Origin of the sequence: Faecalimonas umbilicata (genome assembly GCF_042846195.1) — a bacterium.
GTDB lineage: Bacteria > Bacillota > Clostridia > Lachnospirales > Lachnospiraceae > Faecalimonas > Faecalimonas umbilicata.
The window spans coordinates 1,463,946-1,483,011 of the sequence record NZ_AP031411.1 but is presented as its reverse complement, the minus strand read 5'-3'; the positions used below and the strand labels follow the sequence as shown (position 1 = coordinate 1,483,011).

Annotated in this window: 21 protein-coding genes and 1 pseudogene; 2 read left to right on the top strand and 20 right to left on the bottom strand. The window is 42.7% G+C overall.

Translation table 11 applies throughout. The annotated features are described in order from the left end of the window. Positions 1 to 32: 32 nt before the first annotated feature. A complete protein-coding gene (locus ACGG81_RS07045; RefSeq protein WP_390110356.1) occupies positions 33 to 569 on the bottom strand; it encodes a GNAT family N-acetyltransferase in 537 nt (178 codons plus the stop codon). 85 nt (positions 570 to 654) lie between these two features. On the opposite strand from ACGG81_RS07045, the gene ACGG81_RS07040 reads away from it, so the two are divergent. Continuing rightward, positions 655 to 1,464: a MerR family transcriptional regulator gene (locus ACGG81_RS07040; protein WP_116442158.1), complete on the top strand. Its 810-nt coding sequence runs from the start codon at positions 655 to 657 to the stop codon at positions 1,462 to 1,464. A gap of 34 nt (positions 1,465 to 1,498) precedes the next feature. Here ACGG81_RS07040 and ACGG81_RS07035 read toward each other — a convergent pair whose 3' ends face one another. Together ACGG81_RS07035 and ACGG81_RS07030 are read right to left on the bottom strand one after the other, a co-directional pair. Beyond that, positions 1,499 to 2,872, bottom strand: coding sequence for an MATE family efflux transporter (locus tag ACGG81_RS07035; RefSeq protein WP_270196572.1), 1,374 nt, complete (start codon positions 2,870 to 2,872; stop codon positions 1,499 to 1,501). 203 nt (positions 2,873 to 3,075) lie between these two features. Next, positions 3,076 to 3,387: pseudogene (locus ACGG81_RS07030) on the bottom strand (GTP pyrophosphokinase family protein); the annotation flags it as partial. 252 nt (positions 3,388 to 3,639) lie between these two features. Between ACGG81_RS07030 and ACGG81_RS07025 the strand changes: the two are divergent. Beyond that, positions 3,640 to 4,956 carry a hypothetical protein gene (locus tag ACGG81_RS07025; protein WP_390107537.1) on the top strand — a complete coding sequence of 439 codons (1,317 nt, stop codon included), beginning with the start codon at positions 3,640 to 3,642 and terminating at the stop codon, positions 4,954 to 4,956. Here the strand turns inward: ACGG81_RS07025 and ACGG81_RS07020 are convergent. The 17 genes from ACGG81_RS07020 to ACGG81_RS06940 all read right to left on the bottom strand — a co-directional run bounded on the left by ACGG81_RS07020 (position 4,953) and on the right by ACGG81_RS06940 (position 19,047). Next, positions 4,953 to 5,501, bottom strand: coding sequence for a GNAT family N-acetyltransferase (locus ACGG81_RS07020; RefSeq protein ID WP_009261793.1), 549 nt, complete (start codon positions 5,499 to 5,501; stop codon positions 4,953 to 4,955). The genes ACGG81_RS07025 and ACGG81_RS07020 overlap by 4 nt on opposite strands. Positions 5,502 to 5,554: 53 nt before the next feature. Continuing rightward, positions 5,555 to 5,737: a DUF4250 domain-containing protein gene (locus ACGG81_RS07015; RefSeq protein WP_009261792.1), complete on the bottom strand. Its 183-nt coding sequence runs from the start codon at positions 5,735 to 5,737 to the stop codon at positions 5,555 to 5,557. Between the two features lie 15 nt (positions 5,738 to 5,752). Beyond that, a complete protein-coding gene (locus tag ACGG81_RS07010) occupies positions 5,753 to 6,328 on the bottom strand; it encodes a 5-formyltetrahydrofolate cyclo-ligase (RefSeq protein ID WP_009261791.1) in 576 nt (191 codons plus the stop codon). Next, positions 6,294 to 6,527: a DUF896 domain-containing protein gene (locus tag ACGG81_RS07005; RefSeq protein WP_008975758.1), complete on the bottom strand. Its 234-nt coding sequence runs from the start codon at positions 6,525 to 6,527 to the stop codon at positions 6,294 to 6,296. The genes ACGG81_RS07010 and ACGG81_RS07005 overlap by 35 nt, the downstream gene beginning before the upstream one ends. 168 nt (positions 6,528 to 6,695) lie before the next feature. Then, a complete protein-coding gene (locus tag ACGG81_RS07000; protein WP_009261790.1) occupies positions 6,696 to 7,070 on the bottom strand; it encodes a hypothetical protein in 375 nt (124 codons plus the stop codon). A gap of 46 nt (positions 7,071 to 7,116) precedes the next feature. Continuing rightward, positions 7,117 to 7,938: a pyridoxamine kinase gene (locus tag ACGG81_RS06995; protein ID WP_120105653.1), complete on the bottom strand. Its 822-nt coding sequence runs from the start codon at positions 7,936 to 7,938 to the stop codon at positions 7,117 to 7,119. A 6-nt stretch (positions 7,939 to 7,944) separates the two neighbouring features. Further along, positions 7,945 to 9,603, bottom strand: coding sequence for a polysaccharide biosynthesis protein (locus ACGG81_RS06990; RefSeq protein ID WP_117576510.1), 1,659 nt, complete (start codon positions 9,601 to 9,603; stop codon positions 7,945 to 7,947). 15 nt (positions 9,604 to 9,618) lie between these two features. Beyond that, a complete protein-coding gene (ybeY, locus tag ACGG81_RS06985; RefSeq protein WP_009261786.1) occupies positions 9,619 to 10,113 on the bottom strand; it encodes an rRNA maturation RNase YbeY in 495 nt (164 codons plus the stop codon). Further along, positions 10,114 to 11,112, bottom strand: coding sequence for a PhoH family protein (locus ACGG81_RS06980; RefSeq protein WP_008975763.1), 999 nt, complete (start codon positions 11,110 to 11,112; stop codon positions 10,114 to 10,116). Continuing rightward, complete coding sequence (locus ACGG81_RS06975; RefSeq protein WP_009261785.1) at positions 11,113 to 12,345, bottom strand: sporulation protein YqfD; 1,233 nt, start codon at positions 12,343 to 12,345, stop codon at positions 11,113 to 11,115. A 57-nt stretch (positions 12,346 to 12,402) separates the two neighbouring features. After that, positions 12,403 to 12,696, bottom strand: coding sequence for a YabP/YqfC family sporulation protein (locus ACGG81_RS06970; RefSeq protein WP_008975765.1), 294 nt, complete (start codon positions 12,694 to 12,696; stop codon positions 12,403 to 12,405). A gap of 48 nt (positions 12,697 to 12,744) precedes the next feature. Further along, positions 12,745 to 13,986, bottom strand: a complete 1,242-nt coding sequence (gene glyA / locus ACGG81_RS06965) for a serine hydroxymethyltransferase (protein ID WP_390107529.1) — start codon at positions 13,984 to 13,986, stop codon at positions 12,745 to 12,747. A gap of 158 nt (positions 13,987 to 14,144) precedes the next feature. After that, the gene (locus ACGG81_RS06960) at positions 14,145 to 14,861 is read right to left on the bottom strand and encodes an exonuclease domain-containing protein (RefSeq protein WP_390107526.1); all 717 of its coding nucleotides are present in this window, start codon (positions 14,859 to 14,861) and stop codon (positions 14,145 to 14,147) included. After that, complete coding sequence (locus ACGG81_RS06955; RefSeq protein WP_336304951.1) at positions 14,854 to 15,360, bottom strand: GNAT family N-acetyltransferase; 507 nt, start codon at positions 15,358 to 15,360, stop codon at positions 14,854 to 14,856. The genes ACGG81_RS06960 and ACGG81_RS06955 overlap by 8 nt, the downstream gene beginning before the upstream one ends. A gap of 56 nt (positions 15,361 to 15,416) precedes the next feature. Next, positions 15,417 to 16,079: a YkgJ family cysteine cluster protein gene (locus ACGG81_RS06950; protein WP_390107523.1), complete on the bottom strand. Its 663-nt coding sequence runs from the start codon at positions 16,077 to 16,079 to the stop codon at positions 15,417 to 15,419. A gap of 61 nt (positions 16,080 to 16,140) precedes the next feature. Next, positions 16,141 to 18,249, bottom strand: coding sequence for a UvrD-helicase domain-containing protein (locus ACGG81_RS06945; protein ID WP_120091640.1), 2,109 nt, complete (start codon positions 18,247 to 18,249; stop codon positions 16,141 to 16,143). Then, the gene (locus ACGG81_RS06940) at positions 18,250 to 19,047 is read right to left on the bottom strand and encodes a class I SAM-dependent methyltransferase (protein ID WP_120091638.1); all 798 of its coding nucleotides are present in this window, start codon (positions 19,045 to 19,047) and stop codon (positions 18,250 to 18,252) included. Positions 19,048 to 19,066 lie beyond the last annotated feature (19 nt).

Genomic DNA, 19,066 nt, shown 5'->3' with positions numbered 1-19,066 from the left:
CTGCACTACTGCCGCAACCCTGTTTGTATCTTCTATTTTACAATCTTGATTTTAGATAATTTAAAAAACAATTCTCCAAGCGCATATCTTTGCAGGCAAATATAATCTTCCTGTGAAACTTTGCCTCTATAATTTAATACTTCCAACTCTCCACTCACTCCTTCAATAAAAATATCAGAAGAAGTGAATCCATTTTTGAGATAAAATCTTCTTCGCGCAACTCTTTGTTCTCTGTTTTGTGCCTGGTCATCTAACCGCTCAATCAAAAGAACAATTTTCTTTCCGGCATAATGCCTACATACATTTTGCATAATATAACTTCCAGTACCTTTGCTCCGTATCTTTGAAGATACTGCCAGATAATCAACCATAACCATATCTTTGTACGGAATCAGTACGGTAAATCCTAAAAGTTCTCCTCCCTCTGTCGCTGTCATCACAACTGCTTTTCCCTTTTTCACAGATCTTCTCAGTATAAAATACGGCTTTCTCTCCTGCTTTGGAAAAGCCTCCAAGTAAATCTCCTTTATATTTGCCCATTGCTGTTCATTTGCAAGTGTAAATTCCATCATATCCTCCTTCTTGTGATTGCTTTCTCTTTTCCTCTCGTGTATTATAGAATGTACAGTAACTGTACAGTCAAGAGGTGTTTTTATGAATCATAAAAAATATTTATATTCTTCCGGAGAGTTTGCAAAATTCACTGGTATCAACAAGCGAACTTTGCATTATTATAATGAAATTGGATTATTTTGTCCGGAAGTCATTGGAGAAAATGGATACCATTACTACACTTGTTTCCAATTTGCACAATTGGAACTCATTCTTACTTTGCGAAAAATAGGACTTTCCCTGGATGAAATCCGGGAATATGTGACAACACCATCGGATGAATCGTTCTCCCAGATGATGATCAAAAAGAAAAAGCTGATCGATGAATCCATCAATCAGCTCTTATCCGTACAATCTTTTTTAGAACAAAAAGCAGAACGGTTAAAAATCGGCATGCAATCCAAACACGGTAAGATTGAGCGATGTACACTTCCCGAACGGAAACTTGTGCTCTCTGCACCAATCTCCGGAGATTATGATGAAGAAGATTTCTCTGTTGCGGCAGAGTTTTCTCTCCGCCTCAAAACTCTTTTTCATCTTTATGACAATTTTGGAAGTCGAATCTCGATGGAACAGATTGAAAAAAATTGTTTTCACCGTTACGATTCTTTTTTCGCTTACTGCCCACATGGTTCAAAGACATATGACGTAGTCCTTCCGGCTGGAAGTTATCTGAGAGCATATTGTATCGGCAGGTGGGAGCAGCTTCCGGCTATTTACCAATCCATTCTTTCATATGCACGCGCGCATCAACTCACACTCACTGGTTATGCTTACGAAGAAGGATTAAATGAAATGTCCATCAAAGATAAAAACGATTACATTACTATGATCACAGTGAAATGTGATTAGATTTTATGGTGTCCTTCCATAGGTATTCTGACTCCTATGAGACTGCGACACCATTTTTTTCGATTTTCTTAAACAGCCTTGTAAGGACGAATATCGCCGCACCTGCAAGTACAAATTCTGCAATGAACTGTGCGTAAGCAAGTCCATAAAGCGGAAATACTTTGTTTAAGATATACAATGCCGGAATTTCCAGCACGATTTTTCTCATAATGCAGAAAATCAATGATTCTTTTCCCATTCCTACAGACTGGAAAACTCCAACTGCGAGGAAATCGATACACATAAATGGGAGACTCAGACAGAATCCTCTTAAAAAGCTTGCTCCATACGCAATGATCGCCTCATTTCCGATGAACAGACTTGTCAGTGGTCCAGAGAACAAATAATAAAGGGTCGCAACCGGAATCATGAATCCAACCGAAAGCGCCGCGCTAAAAAGGACAGTATGTTTCATTCTCTTATGATTTCCACTGGCATAATTGTAACTGATCAGCGGCATAATTCCCTGTGAAAGTCCCATTGCGATATACATCGGAACCATGTTGACTTTCTGTGTAATCCCCATCGCCGCAACAGCCTCAGATCCGAAAGAAGAAGTAAAATTATTTAGAATCGTCATTCCGGTTACATTTAAGAGATTCTGTATCGCAGCAGGAATTCCGACTCCGCATACACCAAATACAATTGCTTTCTGGAATCCAAACTGTGACGGATGGATGCAGACAAGTGTCTTTCCGCGTCTTTTATACATCAGCACAAAGAAGTAGAGACATGCCACACAGTTTGAGATAAATGTCGCAAGTCCGGCACCTTCCGCCCCCATATCCAGTCCCCATGGAAGGATAAAGATCGGGTCTAACACAATGTTTAAAAGACATCCGCTCATTGTTCCAATACTGGCATGGAGAGAAGCACCCTCCGCACGGAACAAATATGCCATCACAACATTTAAAATTGCAGGAACTGCACCGAATGTAACCGTCCATCGCATATAAGCCCCCGTTGCTGCCGCTGTTTTTGCATCTGCTCCAAGCATTATAAGCAGCGGATCTTTGAATACGGTACATAACAGTGCAAAAATTACACCACAGATCAATGCACAGTAAAATCCAAATGCAGAACTTTTTTTCAATGTGTTATAATCCTTTTTCCCAAGCGAGCGGCTCATCATACTGGAACTTCCAACGCCAAATAAGTTATTTGCCGCATTAAATGCCAAAAGCACCGGTCCTGCCAGTGTAACTGCTGCATTTTGTGTTGAATTGTTCAACATCCCGACAAAATAAGTATCTGCAAGGTTATAGATTACCATGACAAGCGAACTTAAGATCGTCGGAACCGCCAGCTGTGCCACCGCCTTCGGGATCGCTGTTTCTTCAAATAATTTTGTTTTCTGGGTATCTTGCATAATTTTTCCTTTCTCTTTTGTTTTCTTTTTATGCTGCTTCCTCTGCAGTTTTATCATTCCTTTAAGCAGACACCCGATTATTATAACTCTTTTTTTTTCATACATACAAGAACAATTTTTTCTTTTCACTGGAACAATTTTTCAAAGGTTTCATAAAATCGCAAGCAAAATTGTTCCAACTATCATACAGACATAGGTTCTTCCTATATCTTATTTCGAATTTTTTGCATTTTCATATCCAATTCTGCACTTTGATTTGCACAATACAATAATTCCTCTGCCAACTCCTTCTGCAAGTCCTCGGAAAGATTTTTCTTATATCTGATCTTGTGTTCAAGACTCGCCCAAAAGTCCATGGCAATTGTCCGCAATTGTACTTCCACTTTCATATCTCTTTTTTCATCTTTTAAGAAAATAGGTACAGAGATGATCAGGTGCAGGGAGCGATATCCATTCAGCTTAGGTTTTTTAATATATTCTTTGATTTCAATCAATGTAATATCATCCTGCTTCATAGCAGCCTGAGATTCTTGATTTTGTAGTATTTCCTTAATCTCCATTACAATTCTCCGTTCTTCTAGTGTATAATTTTCTTTCATGCACATAGTATAGCATACTTCTCATATGAGATTCATAGTATAGCATACTTCTCATATGAGATTAAATGTCCTTTTTGCTTTTTGCCGTCTTTTCGCTGCTTGTAAAGATTTTTCGCTCATGGTACAATCAATCTAAAATAACTACTATACATACGGAGGAGATCTCTCATGACAAAACCGATCAAAACCCGAAAAAAATTACTTCTGTTTCTCGCAATTTTATATCTGTTTCTCGGACTTTTTTTCACACTGGCAGGATGTGTTTCGGGGAATCTCCTCTGTTTTCTTCTTTCGTGTATCATCTTCTTTCCCGCCAGTATCCTTCTTTTTGTACAGCTGTTCCTATTGGGCAAAAAAATTTTGTATACCGAAGAAGGGATCTGTATCCATGTTCCATTTCAGCGAGTATATACAGTTTTTTGGACAGAAATCGAATGTCTGATGCGTGTCGATCTGCGGGATCTTTCAAATTCTGATTCTGGCAAGACCTCTTTGGCACGCACACAAAACACAGAACCGTCACACTACATTCTGATTTCCAAAAGCAGAAAACGAATTTGTGAAATCAAGGAAGATGATAAAAACTTTGAAAAAGTGCAAATGCTGTTGGAGACCTATGCAATTCCTACTCTGGATATCGCTGCTCTGCTTACAGATGGTGATGATGTTTTTCGGTATCTTCCAGCACTTCCATTTTTGACGAAGTGCAGCTGCCTTTTCGAACTCCATGCACAGACAACTTTAGAACAATTCCGGGGAAGTGTCTCTCTGGATACGATTAAAAAAGTAAGAAAACGGCTACGGATCCTTGGATGGCTTCTCATTCCCGCCGGGATTTTCAGCTCATTTTTAGAGGGAAAATTATATTTTCTCGCGCCAGTTTTGATCCTTGTCACTTTATGGTTTGTGTATATTCATTTTTATCCGTATATTTATCTGCTTCAGGGACACTTGTTGCCTTACGAGAAACCAGACAGTGAATTAGATTACTACATCCTCCCTCTCCCTGTCATGGGCGGATTTTTCACACTGTTTTTCTCTATCAACTATATATATTACCTTTTTATGTGCAGCGACTGGCAACTGTATCTGTATGCATGTTTCTTTGCATTCCTCCTCTTGCTTCTATTTGCTGTTCATCAGCATAAGAAACAATTGAAGCAGCACTGGATGCGTACAGTTTCTGTCGTGCTCTCTGCGCTCATTCTTGGGATCGTACTTGTGCTTCCGGTCAACCGAATCCTGACATTTACACCTGCGAGCACGGAATATTTGATTGTTTTGGAAAAAGAATCCGGGAAATCTGGTTATAGAGTTGTATATGATTATTATTACGTCTATGTCGAACGGCAAGGGAAAACAGAACAGCTTCAAGTAAGCAAATCTGACTATCAGAACATAAAAATCGGCGGAACTGTTGAAGTCCGCCGATGGGAAAGTATCCTTGGATTTGACTACTGGGCAGCAGTCGCAGGAGATTCTTAAAGAATTTTACTCATTAGAATTTCATCTCGGTATGTACCATCTTTTAATTTGAACGCATTCTTCCAGATTCCGCACTGCTCAAATCCATACTTCTGATACAGATGGATTGCCCGTTCATTATCTGCATAAACACCAAGTTCCATTTGCTCAAGCCCATTCTCTTTTGCCTGATGCAGCGCAAGTTTCATCAGGCTGCTTCCAATTCCCATTCCCCAGTGATCTCTGTCAATAGAAATTCCTATATTCGCCCGATGCTTATATTTCAAATGGTTCTTGACTACACGCACTTCTGCCTGACCAACAATCTTCCCATCGTTAATTGCAACAATCTGAAAATGGACTGGATGGTTCTGAATTTCCTTGATTCTTTCCACTTTCCCTTCGATATTGTAGAGAAGCTCCTCAGGATAGAGGGATGTAAAATAAGTTTCCTGCGCAATCGTACACTGATGCTGATAAAGTGCTTCTGCATCTTCTTTTTTCACTCCTCGATATATTACCTGATCTCCGGATTTACAAGAAATCACACACTCGCATACATTCATATTTCTACCTCCTAAGGTTCTTTTCTCGTAAAATTGCCAACATCGTTTTGTTTCTATATAAACTGATTCTGTCCGGCATCGTATAGATAATCGATTGCCTTTAAGGTTTCTGTCAATTTTTCCTTCTCCACAGAAAGATCTTCACAGAGTGCATCTAGATTCTTGTATTCATCTCGTAATTTTGTATTGACCACACTCAATAATAATATCGGGTCTTTGGGAAGTCCTGTAAGCATACCTCCACCTCTTTTCTATCTTTGATAAATCTCTCTTTCTGTGACCAGTACCTCTGGACACAGATCATGACTTTCAAATGGTAACTCTCCTAAGATACACTGACATTCATATGCAACTGCCATTGTATGAAATGGTGCGTCACCGGCAAGATACCGGTCATAAAACCCACCGCCATATCCAATCCGGTGCAGCCTGCGGTCAAATACTATTCCTGGAATGATCATCAAGGCCTTTTCGCTGTGCTCCTTTCGCACGGGATTTTCAGGCAATGGCTCCTCAATCCCATAGGCACCTTCCTCCAGACGATCCGGCTCTCTTACTTCATAAAATGTCATCTCTCTTCCTTCCACACGCGGAAGCGCAAGCCGTTTTCCATCTGCAAGAATCTGATCCATCAGTTCTCTTGTCCGGACTTCTCCGTCATGACTTGCATAGCAGAAAACAGTATCTGCCTCTATGTACCATGGATGTGCAGTTACTTTCTGAAAGATTTCTCTGCTCTTTTCTTTTGCCTCCTCCACAGGGAGTGTCCGCCTCACTGCAAGGATCTGTCTTCTAATGTCCTTTTTTGTTCGCGGCTTTTTTTCCATATTTCTCTCCAAGATTCGTAATGCTTCCATCTGGTTCTTTGATGGAAATGTTATCAAGCTGTCCCCGTAAGTTTCGCTTGAAAGCCTCAATATATTCTGCGCGAAGAATCTTCTGCTCTTTTAGTTCAGCTTCTGTCAATCCTTCTGCCTTAGATTTTCGATATAATTCATTGATTCTCTGAATCTTCTCTTCTAACATCTCTTTACCTCACTGTTCTTTCTCATTTGCCTGAAACGGCATGCCACAAAACTGAGAAGTTCGCCAAGATTTTGCCGCATGCCATTCTATATCATACACCATATCTGATACAAAGTCCAGCCGGAAGGGGCTGTTTTTGCTGTTTTCCTACTGTTTTTCTACTGTAATCTAACTGGAATAATTTTCCAAAAAACCATAAAGTTCTTTTGTAGTTTCGATATATTTCCCCTGTCGGATCTCCTCTAGGAGTTTTTCGGGAAGACTCTCTGTTCGGATCCCAGTACTCTCATAGAATGTCTCTCCGTCCGCGAGATAAACTACAAGGTATCCATTCTTTTCTTTCAGGAAATATCCATTCTCTTTTTTTGCCGTTCCATCTGCACTGATGCTTTTTTCTTTTTGTCTCTGCGCTTCTGCCAACTGTGCCTCCAGCCGTTCCACTTCCTCATAAGCCTTTCGGTAACGAATTTGATAGACGGCAGTCAGCAAAAGGAGCGCACAACAGGCAAAACAAAAAAAGCCGATACTGTATCTCTTCTTCATTTCCATGCCACTCCTTTTTTATACAGTATCCGCTCTTTCTTCTATTTTATACAAGCATGTACAGATTCTTCTCGATCATCAGCCCTTCTCTTTCTTCATATTCCATTTTTAGGCTCTCCTCCATGCAGGCATAGACGAAGCGGTGTGCTTCGATCATACTCTCTTTAAGAGAACAGCCTTTTAAAATACTGGCGATCAGAACTCCATCAAATGCATCCCCGGTTCCGTGAAATTCTGCCGAAAGCTGTGTGGTCTCCAACATTGTCATCATTCCTTGCTCAAAAAGGAGGATGGACTTCTCACTTCTGCCATCCGGGACACTGGTGATGATTAGTTGTTTCGCCCCCAGATTGTGCAGTGTTTCACAGATTTTTTTCAAATCCTTTCGGGACAGTTCTTTCGCATATGGATATCCCGCAAGCAGACAACTCTCTGTCAGATTAGGAAGCAACAGGTCTGCACAGGGGATTAACTTCTTTAATGCTTCCCCATAGCTGGTATCAAAATTGCTGTAATATTTTCCATGATCTCCCATGATCGGATCAAAAACGACCATCGCCTCCGGAAAACAAGAAACGAAATATAATACCGACTCTGCCAGTTCCTCATTTCCGAGATAACCGATGAAGATCATATCGAACTTCACATTCTGTTCGCAGTAATGATCAGCGCAACCTTTGATATATTCCGGAGAGATGCGGGCAACCGCAGGTTTTCCATATCCTCCTGTGTGGGTGGATAATAACATCGTCGGAATCGGACATGCCTCAATTCCCATCACACTTAATACTGGAAGCATATTTGTCATCGCAGCTTTTCCTACTCCGCACAGATCATGGAGCAGTGCAACTTTTTTTACTGGTTTCACTCTTCTCTACCCTTTCATCAAATGTAATTTTCGAAAAATCTTGACAAGCATATCTCCTTTTGGCATCGCATACAATTCTTCTTCTGTAAGTCCTCCGATCAGAATGAGTGCCACTGCGTAAATCCCGACTGCCGCCACAAGCGCAAACAGGATTGGGAAAACTCTTCCACCGATCAAAACATCAAACAATTTGAATACCAGATAAGATACCACTCCCATCAAAAATGCTGCCATTGTAGGAAGCAGAAATGTTCGCTTCACTTCTTGATGGTATCCGACTGCCGTCTGGATCGAATGTGCATTCAAAATACACATGCAGAGTGAAAAAACAATATTTCCGACAACAATCGAATAGATATTCCATTTCAACATCACAAGCATCACAAAGACTGCCACTAGATGGATTCCAAGAGAAATCAGAGCGTTTCGAATCGGCACTGTCATCTTATCAAGGCCCTGCAAGATGGAATTCTGTACCGTGGACAGACAGTAAAGCACAACGGTAATTGATCCGAGGCTTAACATCGCCGCAGGAGTTTTTCTCTGATCTCCATAGAGCAGATTCATAAGCGGCGATGACAACATCAGAAATCCGACAAAGCTTGGAATTGCGATCAACATCGTGAAGCGGATGGAATGATGGATCTTCCCATAAATCTGTTTTCGATCGCCGACTGCGATCGCGCCAGCGAGACTTGGGATTGCAGACACACCGAGTGCACTTGCCATAGCAAGCGGAACATTGATCAGCGTATTATATTTTCCGGTATAAATTCCGAGAAGTGCCATGTAATCTTTCACGGCATGTCCCTGCGCCGCCATAATCTTACTAAACATTACTTGATCTAAAATCTGGTTGATGTTATAAACCGATGTACTGATAATAACCGGAGCAATCGTAAATAATAGTACCTTATAGATATTTCCATAGCTTTCCACAGAGGTACCGTGATCTCTTTTTAACTGCCGTTTCATCACTCCCTTGTAAGCATACAACACAAACAGAACAAACAGGAGGCTTACAAATGCCCCGGCGACTGCACCGAGCGTTCCTCCTGCCGCACCATAGGAAGGTTCTAACAGTGGACTGTTCTTGCTTTTTGCTGCTTCTGCCCCTACCTTCAGCAGATAGCTTGCTCCTAAAATACTCACGATCGCATTGACGATCTGCTCGATCACCTGAGAAATCGCTGTCGGAATCATAGAACCGAGTCCCTGGAAATATCCTCGTACGACTCCCATAACTGCCACGATAAAAAGTCCTGGCGCCAATACTCTAAGTGCATAGGCACTTGGCGCTGATGCCATTACCTTATCTGCAAAGAAATCTGCTCCAAAAAAAACGACCAGTGCAGCAAGGAGCCCTACACCGATTGCAAATAGAATAGATCCTTTAAAAATCGCCATCGCATTTTTATATTCCTTTTTTGCCACACGTGCAGACACAAGCTTTGAGACTGCAAGCGGTAGACTGAAGGAGGAAAGGATCAGCGCAATTGCATAGACCTCAAACGCATAGCCATAAAACCCCATTCCTTCATCCCCAAGAATATTTGTCAGAGGAATCTTGTAGGCTGCTCCAATGATCTTTGCAATGACGGCTGCTGCTGCAAGGATCGCACCTTGCAGTAGAAAACCGCTGTTTTTATTAATTTGTTTCGTCATATTATCCCTCTTTTGTTATCTTAATATATTGAGCCGCTCAAGGATCTCCCTCTGCTTTTGCTCCATCACAGCACGTTCATCCTCTTCCATGTGGTCATAACCAAACAGATGCAGCATACTGTGTGCCACAAGAAAGGCAAATTCCCTCTCTTCCGTATGTCCATACTCTTCAGCCTGTGCAGTTACCTTCTCCTTGGAAATCACAATGTCCCCAAGCATCAGTTCTCCTGATTCTGGATGAAAATAAGAGTCATCTTCCTCAAGGAACTCAAAATCTCCTGGAGTTCCATAGTCAACCATCGGGAAGGATAACACATCCGTCGCACGGTCGATTTCCCGAAATTCCCGATTCATTTCACGAATTTCTTCATTCATTGTCAGAAGCAAGTTCACTTCTGTTTCATAGGGACACTGCTCGTAGTCCACTGCCTCGGCGATAACTTTTTCAGCCAGCTTTCTGCAGTCAAACGGGAGCTGATACGCTCCCTCTTCCTCAAAATAAACGGTCATTTATTTCTTTCTCCTTCGTTCTTTTCCTATATTTTTCGCGCTGCTTTTCTTCTCATATTCTTCGTATGCCTTGACGATTTTTTGAACAAGCGGGTGTCTGACAACATCTTTGCTCGTCAATCTGCAGATACTGATATCCTCCAGATTTTTTACAACATTGACTGCCACGTCAAGCCCGGAGGTTGTTCCCGCCGGGAGATCCTTCTGTGTAGAATCTCCGGTGATCACTACTTTTGATCCAAACCCAATCCTTGTCAGAAACATCTTCATCTGCGCTGGCGTTGTATTCTGCGCCTCATCAAGAATAATAAATGCATTATCTAATGTACGTCCTCGCATGTAGGCGAGCGGAGCCACTTCAATCAACCCTTTTTCCGAATTTTTCAAAAAGCTCTCCGCCCCCATGATCTGATACAGTGCATCGTAGAGCGGTCTTAAATAGGGATCGATCTTGCTCTGCAGATCTCCCGGCAAAAATCCAAGTTTTTCTCCTGCCTCTATGGCAGGTCTCGTCAAGATGATCCTGCCCACCTCATTGTTCTTAAATGCAGTGATCGCCATTGCCATCGCAAGGTATGTCTTTCCAGTTCCTGCAGGTCCAAGTCCGAATACGATCATCTGATCACGAATTGCATCTACATATTTTTTCTGTCCGAGTGTCTTCGGTTTGATTGGTTTTCCCTGAAGTGTATGACAGATGATATCCTTATCAATCTCCACAATCCCCGCTTCCTGATCTTCCAATACGAGCGACAGCGCATAATCTACATTCTGCTCTGTGATTGTATTCCCTCTCTCTGAGAGAGCTGTCAGCTGCGTCAATGTCCTCTTTGCCTGACTTACACGCGCTGCATCTCCAAGAATCTTTACCTTTCCATCTCTTGCGATCAATGTCACATGAAGTGTCCGCTCGATCTTCTTTGCAAATGCATCAAACTGTCCGAAGACATTCTGCTCATGTTCCACTGGTATTTCTATGATTTCTTCCAGAATACTCATTTACTGTTCCCCTTCTGTTTTTTGTTCTACTTCTATAATTTCGGTTTCTCTCTGTTCCCCCGCCGGTTCGATCAGGGTCAATGTTCCCTTTGCGGTGGCGCGATTTTGACCTATGTGTATTTTAACATTATTTTCAAGAATTTGAACCCCCTTTTTCTCTAATTCCCCACAGAATCTGTGAAAATTTTCACTGAGCATCGTCTGGACCTCTTCTTTTCCATATAGTTTCTTCTGCAGACGATACTCTCGTTCCCTCTCCATTCCATGAGAAACCGGAAGTACAAAATGTTCTCCTAGTGTCCACCGATACTCCTCTGTCAGCCGCTCTGCATGTTGGTACTGATTTTTTGTCGTCCCAACAGAAACCTTTATATCGTTCCATTTGAGATAGTATTTCCGTCGCTCCTTCTCTGTATAGATCTTTTTCTCGTAAGCGCGCTCCATCGTCTCTTCATATGAACAGACCGTCTGTACAAAAATATCCGCATCTGCGGTCTGATATTGATAACCGATTACCTCTTTACTGTCATTTAATACTTCCACTCTCCCCGAAACAAGGAGATCTCCCTTTTTCACCTCATCCCCGGCATGGACAAGCGGTACCCCTTTGCGCGTGATAATCTCAGTTACAACCCCGTCTTTGTCCGCAACAATATCAGAAGGCTTCTCCATCTCTGTGGCAGGCATTGTAATCGTATCACTGTTTTCCTTCACCTGAATCATCAGTCTTGTTCCTTTCACGTACGCAGATACCCAGATAATGTCGTCAAACTGCTGCCGGATATCCTTTACGATCTGCTCACAGTCCACATCTTTTCGAAGCATCCCGTGTACCGTATTTTTTTCTTCCAGAAAAGCAAGAATCGTCTCATCTGTTCTCGTCTGATTGCCATCTATATGGATATTCCAGATAAAAAGAGAAAGAAGATAAACAATCATCACACACCCGGCCGCCCCGCAGAAAAACATTTTTCGTTTTCGATATTTATGGAAAAAGAACGGCAGTCCAAACCGTTCCTCAATGGTAACTTTTGTCTTTGTCTTTTTTAAAACTGGCTTTAACTTCCGAAATCCACGAATGCTGATATACATTTCATAATCTCTCCCGTGCGGGGACAGCCCCCACAGAAGAATCCCCCGGTTTCGGCATAAGTTTAAAAACCGTTCAGGGGAAGTGCTGGTTACACAAATCCGAAGGTAACCTTTCAAATAACGCATGAGTAAAACAAACATAGGATCCTCCTGGAACTATTTTCCGATTGCTTCAGAAACCAATGTGAAACATCCCGATCACACGTATTCCATAGCCGTAATTCTCCCGGTGATCTTCATCTCATCGTTCATATAATATTCAATTTGCAGATGTTTCCCGGTAAAGCGGATCTGCCCACACTTTGTCTGCACGCGCACAAGCGAATCGGTATATTCTAAAATCCCTCTGTAATTTTCCACGCATGCTTCGGATCTCCCAGTTACATGCACAACCGGAAGTCCCAGTGCCAGATCTTTCGGAAGATTTGCCGCTTCCGCCATTTTATGTTTAAATGTCCCTTTTTCATACTCTCGACTCATAGGAAATGCCATACACATACTTTTTATCTTAAGTATATGTATGGCACGGCAAATTATTCGTTATTCATAGATTGGATAACGGCTGCAGATCTCATTGACAGCCGCACGGATCTCATCCGCCTTCGTATCAAACTCTGTCACTGCCAGTTTGATCAGATGGCTAATGGTCTTCATATCCTCTTCCTTAAGTCCCCTTGTGGTAACTGCAGGTGTACCAATTCGGATACCGCTTGTCACAAATGGACTGGCCGGATCATTTGGAACTGCATTTTTATTGACAGTAATATATACATTGTCCAGTCGATTCTGAAGTTCTTTTCCTGTAATGTGCATATTTTGCAGATCTACAAGCATCAGATGATTGTCTGTACCGTTGCTCACAAGATGAAATCCCTCTTCCATCAATGCAGTGGACAATGCTTTTGCATTTTTTACCACCTGTTCCTGATATGTCCGAAACTCCGGCTTTAATGCCTCCCCGAAGCAGACAGCCTTCGCTGCGATCACATGCATCAGAGGACCTCCCTGTGTTCCCGGGAAAATTGCTTTATCAATCTGTTTTGCATACTCCTTTTTACAGAGGATCGTACCGCCACGCGGTCCTCGCAATGTTTTATGCGTCGTCGTCGATACCACATCCGCGTAGAGTACCGGATTCTGATGAAGTCCTGCCGCAACAAGCCCTGCGATATGTGCCATATCCACGAAAAGATAAGCTCCGACTTCCTTTGCAATCTCTGCAAACAGATCAAACCGGATTTCCTTCGGATATGCTGAAGCGCCTGCGACGATCATCTTCGGTTGATGTTCCAGGGCAAGGCGCCTGATTTCTTCGTAATCCAGCACTCCATCGGCATTGACATTATACGGAATAAAATGATATAGACGTCCCGAAATGTTGACCGGAGATCCATGGGTCAGGTGCCCACCGTGTGCAAGGTTCATTCCCATTACCGTATCTCCCGGCTCCAAAAACGCCTGATATACAGCAAGATTTGCGCTTGCACCGGAATGCGGCTGCACACATGCATGTTCTGCACCAAACAGCTTCTTTGCCCGCTCAATTGCCAGATCTTCCAATACGTCAACTTCCTCGCAGCCGCCATAATATCGTTTCTCCGGATACCCTTCTGCATACTTGTTTGTCGGAACCGTTCCCATTGCCAGCATCACTGCCGGGGATACAATATTTTCAGACGCGATCAGTTCCAGATTCCGCTGCTGCCTGTGATACTCTGCATACAAAGCTTTTCCCACTGCTTCATCACAAGATGAAATGTAATCCATGATTTCACGAACCATATGTTTTCCTCCTTTTCTACACGTACTTCCCATCTAAAGGGAATATTGTAGATTTTTGTCAGAAAAATAACAGTTTTTTTGATTATTTTTCTGCAATGATCATCTGCCTTCATTGTATAAAATCATGTCTGAAAAATCAATATCCAATACAGGTTTTCTTATTCGCGATCCATCCGCCCGCTTTTTGCGATCACTCGGTCAATAAATCTGGATGCCTCACTTCTTGTCATAGCTTCCAGATCCTCCGGAACCGCAATCCGATGCCAGCCGCACAACTTTTCCAAATACCGTTTTTGCTTCTCTGTCGCCGGCTGTTCTTTTCTCGGTTGATAGAAAAGTGGTTCCGGCACAAATAAATTTGGTTCCTTTTCCTCAAAATAATGCCCCAGGCAGTGATATAGTTTTGCTGTTGCAAGGGCGTCGTGATATGCACGGTGTGCCGCGTCATTTTTGATCTGATAGTGTGCACACAATGCCTCGAGACTCCTTGATTCCAGATCCTTATGCACTTTTCTGGCAATCTTTAACGTATCTATCCCTCTTCGCTCAAAAGAATGCTGATACTTACAAGCATATCGTTTCATAAACTTATAATCAAACAGAATATTGTGTCCGAGCAGCACTTCTTCCCCACAAAAACCCATAAAATCATCAATGACCTCTTTTGTATTTCTCGCATGTGCCACCATTTCATTGGTGATCCCGGTAATTTGTGTGATCATCGGAGAAATCTCTTCTGCCGGCTTCAAAAACTCCATGAAACGATCCGTCACTTTTCCATCTCTCACTTTCACAGCGCCAATCTCGATAATACTGTCTCTCTCTTCGCTGAGTCCGGTCGTCTCAAGGTCAAACGCTACATAGGTTTTAATCAATCGCTTCACCTCTTTCTAGGAGCATATCATACCAGATAGCTCCCCCGTGGACAGACTGTGACTTTCCAAGATTTCGGTATCCAAACCGTTCGTAATACGGAATCAGCCGTTCCTTGCAAGTAAGGATCATTCCTTTCTTTTCCCGCTTCCATGCATCTGCAATCAGATGTTCCATAAGATCTGCTGCAATCCCTCTTCGCTGGTACTGTGGGAGTACATCCAGTCCAAACACAGACTGATACGCCCCTTCTGGACTGTGATATGTCACATCTGCAAACATTTCATCACAGATGGTAGTCCGGTCTGTCACACAACCATTGATGAAACCAATCACCTCCCCATGCGGCATCTCTGCCACAAAGAAACAGTCTCCAAACGTCTCCAGGCGCTTCTGGATCGCCTCTTTGGAAGCTGCCTCACTCACCGGAAAACAGCATGCCTCCACGTCGGCAAGTGCAGCAAGATCTGACTGCTTTGCCTTTCTAATCTGATATTCCATTTCCTTCGTATCTCCTTCCTATCATCGTTCCGTAAAGTTCTCTGTCAAAAAAACTGCTATCGGAAAACCTTCTTTGCTCTTGCAAGCCTTTCTGCAAACTGCTCATAAAATGTACGCTCTTTCTCATACGGTGTCAGAAAAAATTCCTGCAAAAGGTATAGATTGCTCTCACGGCTTGCCTTTTCATCTCCCAGTTTTAAAAGTCTGTCCTGCATTTCCAATATAAAATCATGCCATGCGTTGATAAACTGTTCATTCTTTTTCAATTCCGGGGTATCGATCCACTTCTTTACTTTCACTTTCGTCTTTGGTTCCTTCGGACATTCGTGTATTTGCAGAAAATACTGAAAACGATGATTCTCATAATATCTTCCAAGCGGGAACAGACGACAAATGCCCGGACGATGCGGATGAATGGAACATCTCCCCTCTGCATTGAGAAAAGCACATGCTTCCTCCGCTCCGGTCATTTTTAAGTTTGGCAAGATTACACCATCTACTACATTGAGCTCTGCATACTTTTGCAGTAATTGCTCAAAAGTCATCTCTAACTGCGTTGTCAGCCGAAAAATATCAAGCGGATCCAGCACAATCGATGTTCCCATCCCCCGGCAGCAGGCAGAACAGCCCTGGCAATCCCCGCATCCTGCTTTCACCAAGTCATTTTCTGTATAAAGCCTGCCGTCCGATATTTCTTTCAGATCTATTTCTCTTCTCATGTTTCTCTCCCGTTCTTCTTACAGATTGTTCGCTATAGGAAGCCCCTTCCCGACATCTGTCTTATTTTTCTTCCAAGTAATACAGATAAAGTTCATGCAGCGCCCTTGTCGCACAAATATAGTCTGCCTGCCGTTCAAAAGCACTTTCTGTCTGTTCACGCAATACAAATACTTGATCGAACTCCAATCCCTTTGCAAGATAGAAAGTTGTGACCGTCACTCCCTTTTCAAAATGGCTGCTGTCCCGATCAATATAATGAATATCTTCCCGCTGCTCTTTCAGATATTCGTAGACCATCCTCGCCTCCGCTTCCGTCCGCAGAAGAATCGCCGCCGTCTCGAAAGCATCCTCTGTGTGCTCCGTTCTGTCCGCTGCTGTTTCAGAAAAAGCTTCTTTGATCTGCACTCCATCCTTTCTTAAGTGCAGATGTCCCTCGATGTCCCGGAGCGCTCCAACGATACCCGAAACCGTTTTTTCCTCCACCGCCTTCCCGTGGCGCTCAAGAAATTCCAATCCGGTCACATTTGTAATCTGTTCTGCATAACGTGCAATTTCAATCGTATTTCGGTAGCTCTTATTCATAATGATCGTACGGATTTCTTTTCCAAAAATCTTCGGAAGAAATGTAAGAACATCCTGGATCTTGCCGTCCATCGTCTGAGCCCGGTCTCCCAAAATCGTCATCCTGCAGGAGAACAATGTCTCTAAAATAGCATACTGGAGATAAGAGTAATCCTGCATTTCATCGATGACCAGATGCTTGATCTGCTTATGCTTTGCCTTGCCACTTAACCGGTATTTCAAATACAGCATCGGAAATACATCTTCATAGGAGAGCATACGGCTCTCATAAGGTACATCCGGCAACTGCTCCCATCCGTTTTCTTCTAAGAACCAGTTATAGATCCGGTACACATCCCTCGTCACATACATCTGGTCAAATTTCTCTCGCACGGCTGCCAGCTCTTCTTCACTTAAATCTCGGTCATACAGTGTTTCAAACTCATCTACCACATAATCCATAACTGCATACATCCGCTCCAAAAGCGGAATTTCCTGAAATTTAAAGTAGAATAGCTCGATCAGTTCTTCCTCTGTTTTTTTCATCTGGCGCCACTCGAACTCTTTTAGTTCTACAAGATCTTCCTCCAGTCCTACAAGGAATCCTTCCACTGCTCCGATATATGCCTGAGACTGCTTCAGCTCATAGCGCGCCTGTGCCTCTTTGCTCATCCCTTCCATCTGCCGTTCTATCTGATGATAGCGATCCTCACAATCTGGAACGATTCCTTTTAATTCCTGATAAGCAAACAGATCAAAACTCATCTCACGGATATTTTCTTCCCCAAGTTCCGGCAAAATATGAGAAATATAGTCTGAAAACACACCGCTTGGCGACAGTACAAGAATATTGGATGATTTTAAGTGTTCTCTGTCATGATACAGCAGATAGGCAATCCGATGCAATGCCACCGAAGTTTTTCCGCTTCCTGCTGCTCCCTGAATAACTAAAATTTTATCTTTTGTATTGCGGATAATATCATTTTGCTCCTTCTGGATCGTACGGACAATGTTTTTCAACTGTACGTCCCCATTCTGCCCAAGTTCCTTCTTCAAAATGTCATCATCGATTTTTACATCGCTCTCAAATCCATAGATCATCTTTCCACCCTGGATCTTGTACTGCCATTTTGCCTCAATAGTTCCTTCCATCGTCCCGCCTGGCGCTTCATAAGAAGCAGGACCTTTATCATAGTCATAGAACAGTCCGCTCACCGGGGCTCTCCAGTCATAGATCAGCGGAATCGCTCCTGTGCGCTCCGCAAAATTTCCAATGCCGATATAAAAAATCTCCGCTTCCTCATCCCCGTCATACAGAAAATCCACTCTGCCAAAAAATGGGGCATCTGCCATCTTCTGAAAGCGCTGATATAAAAGCTGTGATTCGTTGTTTGCATTGATCTGATGCAGCAGTGCCTGTTGATTGTCAAAATCTTCATACCCATACTGGTCCATCTCTGTGTAATTCTCCCAGTAATATGCATGCATGTTTTCAATTTCCTGCTGTCCCGCAAGAAGTGTCTCTGCAAGCTTTGTAAGTCTGTCACGCAGCTTGTCTGACACTTCCGCCAAAAATAATTTTCCGTCTTTCTTTACATCTGCCTTCATCTATTTTATTAAATCCCCTTCTTCCCCCATCTGCAAAATATCAAGTGTATGTGCGCTCGCACCAAGCAATTCCGGGCGCTCACACGTCTTTAAATGATATTCAATAAACGTCTGGTAAGTCTCGTCGTCCATCGCATTTAAAATCTGCCGCATATAATTTGCCGGACCATCTGCCGCAATAATCTCAATCCGTTTCATGCCTGCCCCTGCATTGATTGCAGCAATGTCCTCCAGACGTACATAATCATATAGATCCTCCGGCTCTGCCTGTACATGAAACTCTTCGCTGACCTTCCCGGAGGCAATGCTTTCCCGGATATGTCCTTCTTTAAACCCATAGGTCAGAATGCTGTATTCATTCATACAATAAGAGACAAGTACCACCCCGTCCGGTTTCACTACGCGTTTTGCCTCCGCAAGCGCTTTGATCTTATCCTCCATCGTATACAAATGATACATTGGCCCAAATACAAGGACCATATCAAAAGAATTGGAAGCAAACCGTGACAGATTCAATGCAGTCCCCTGATAAGCCTTTACACTGCTTCCCTTTGATTTTAAAATTCCAAGATTGTATTTGACAAGCTCTACTGCCGTCACATCATACCCTTCCTCTGCAAGCTGCACCGAATACCTTCCGGTCCCGGCACCCACATCCAGAATCCTTGCTCCTTCTTTTCCTTCCAGATATTTATGGATATATTTCATCGAGGTAATATATTCTACCTTTCCGTGTCTTCTCGTCAGGCGTTTTTCTTCACAAAATTTATTATAATACTTTTCTAATTCCGTTGACATTTCATTTTCCCTTCTGTTT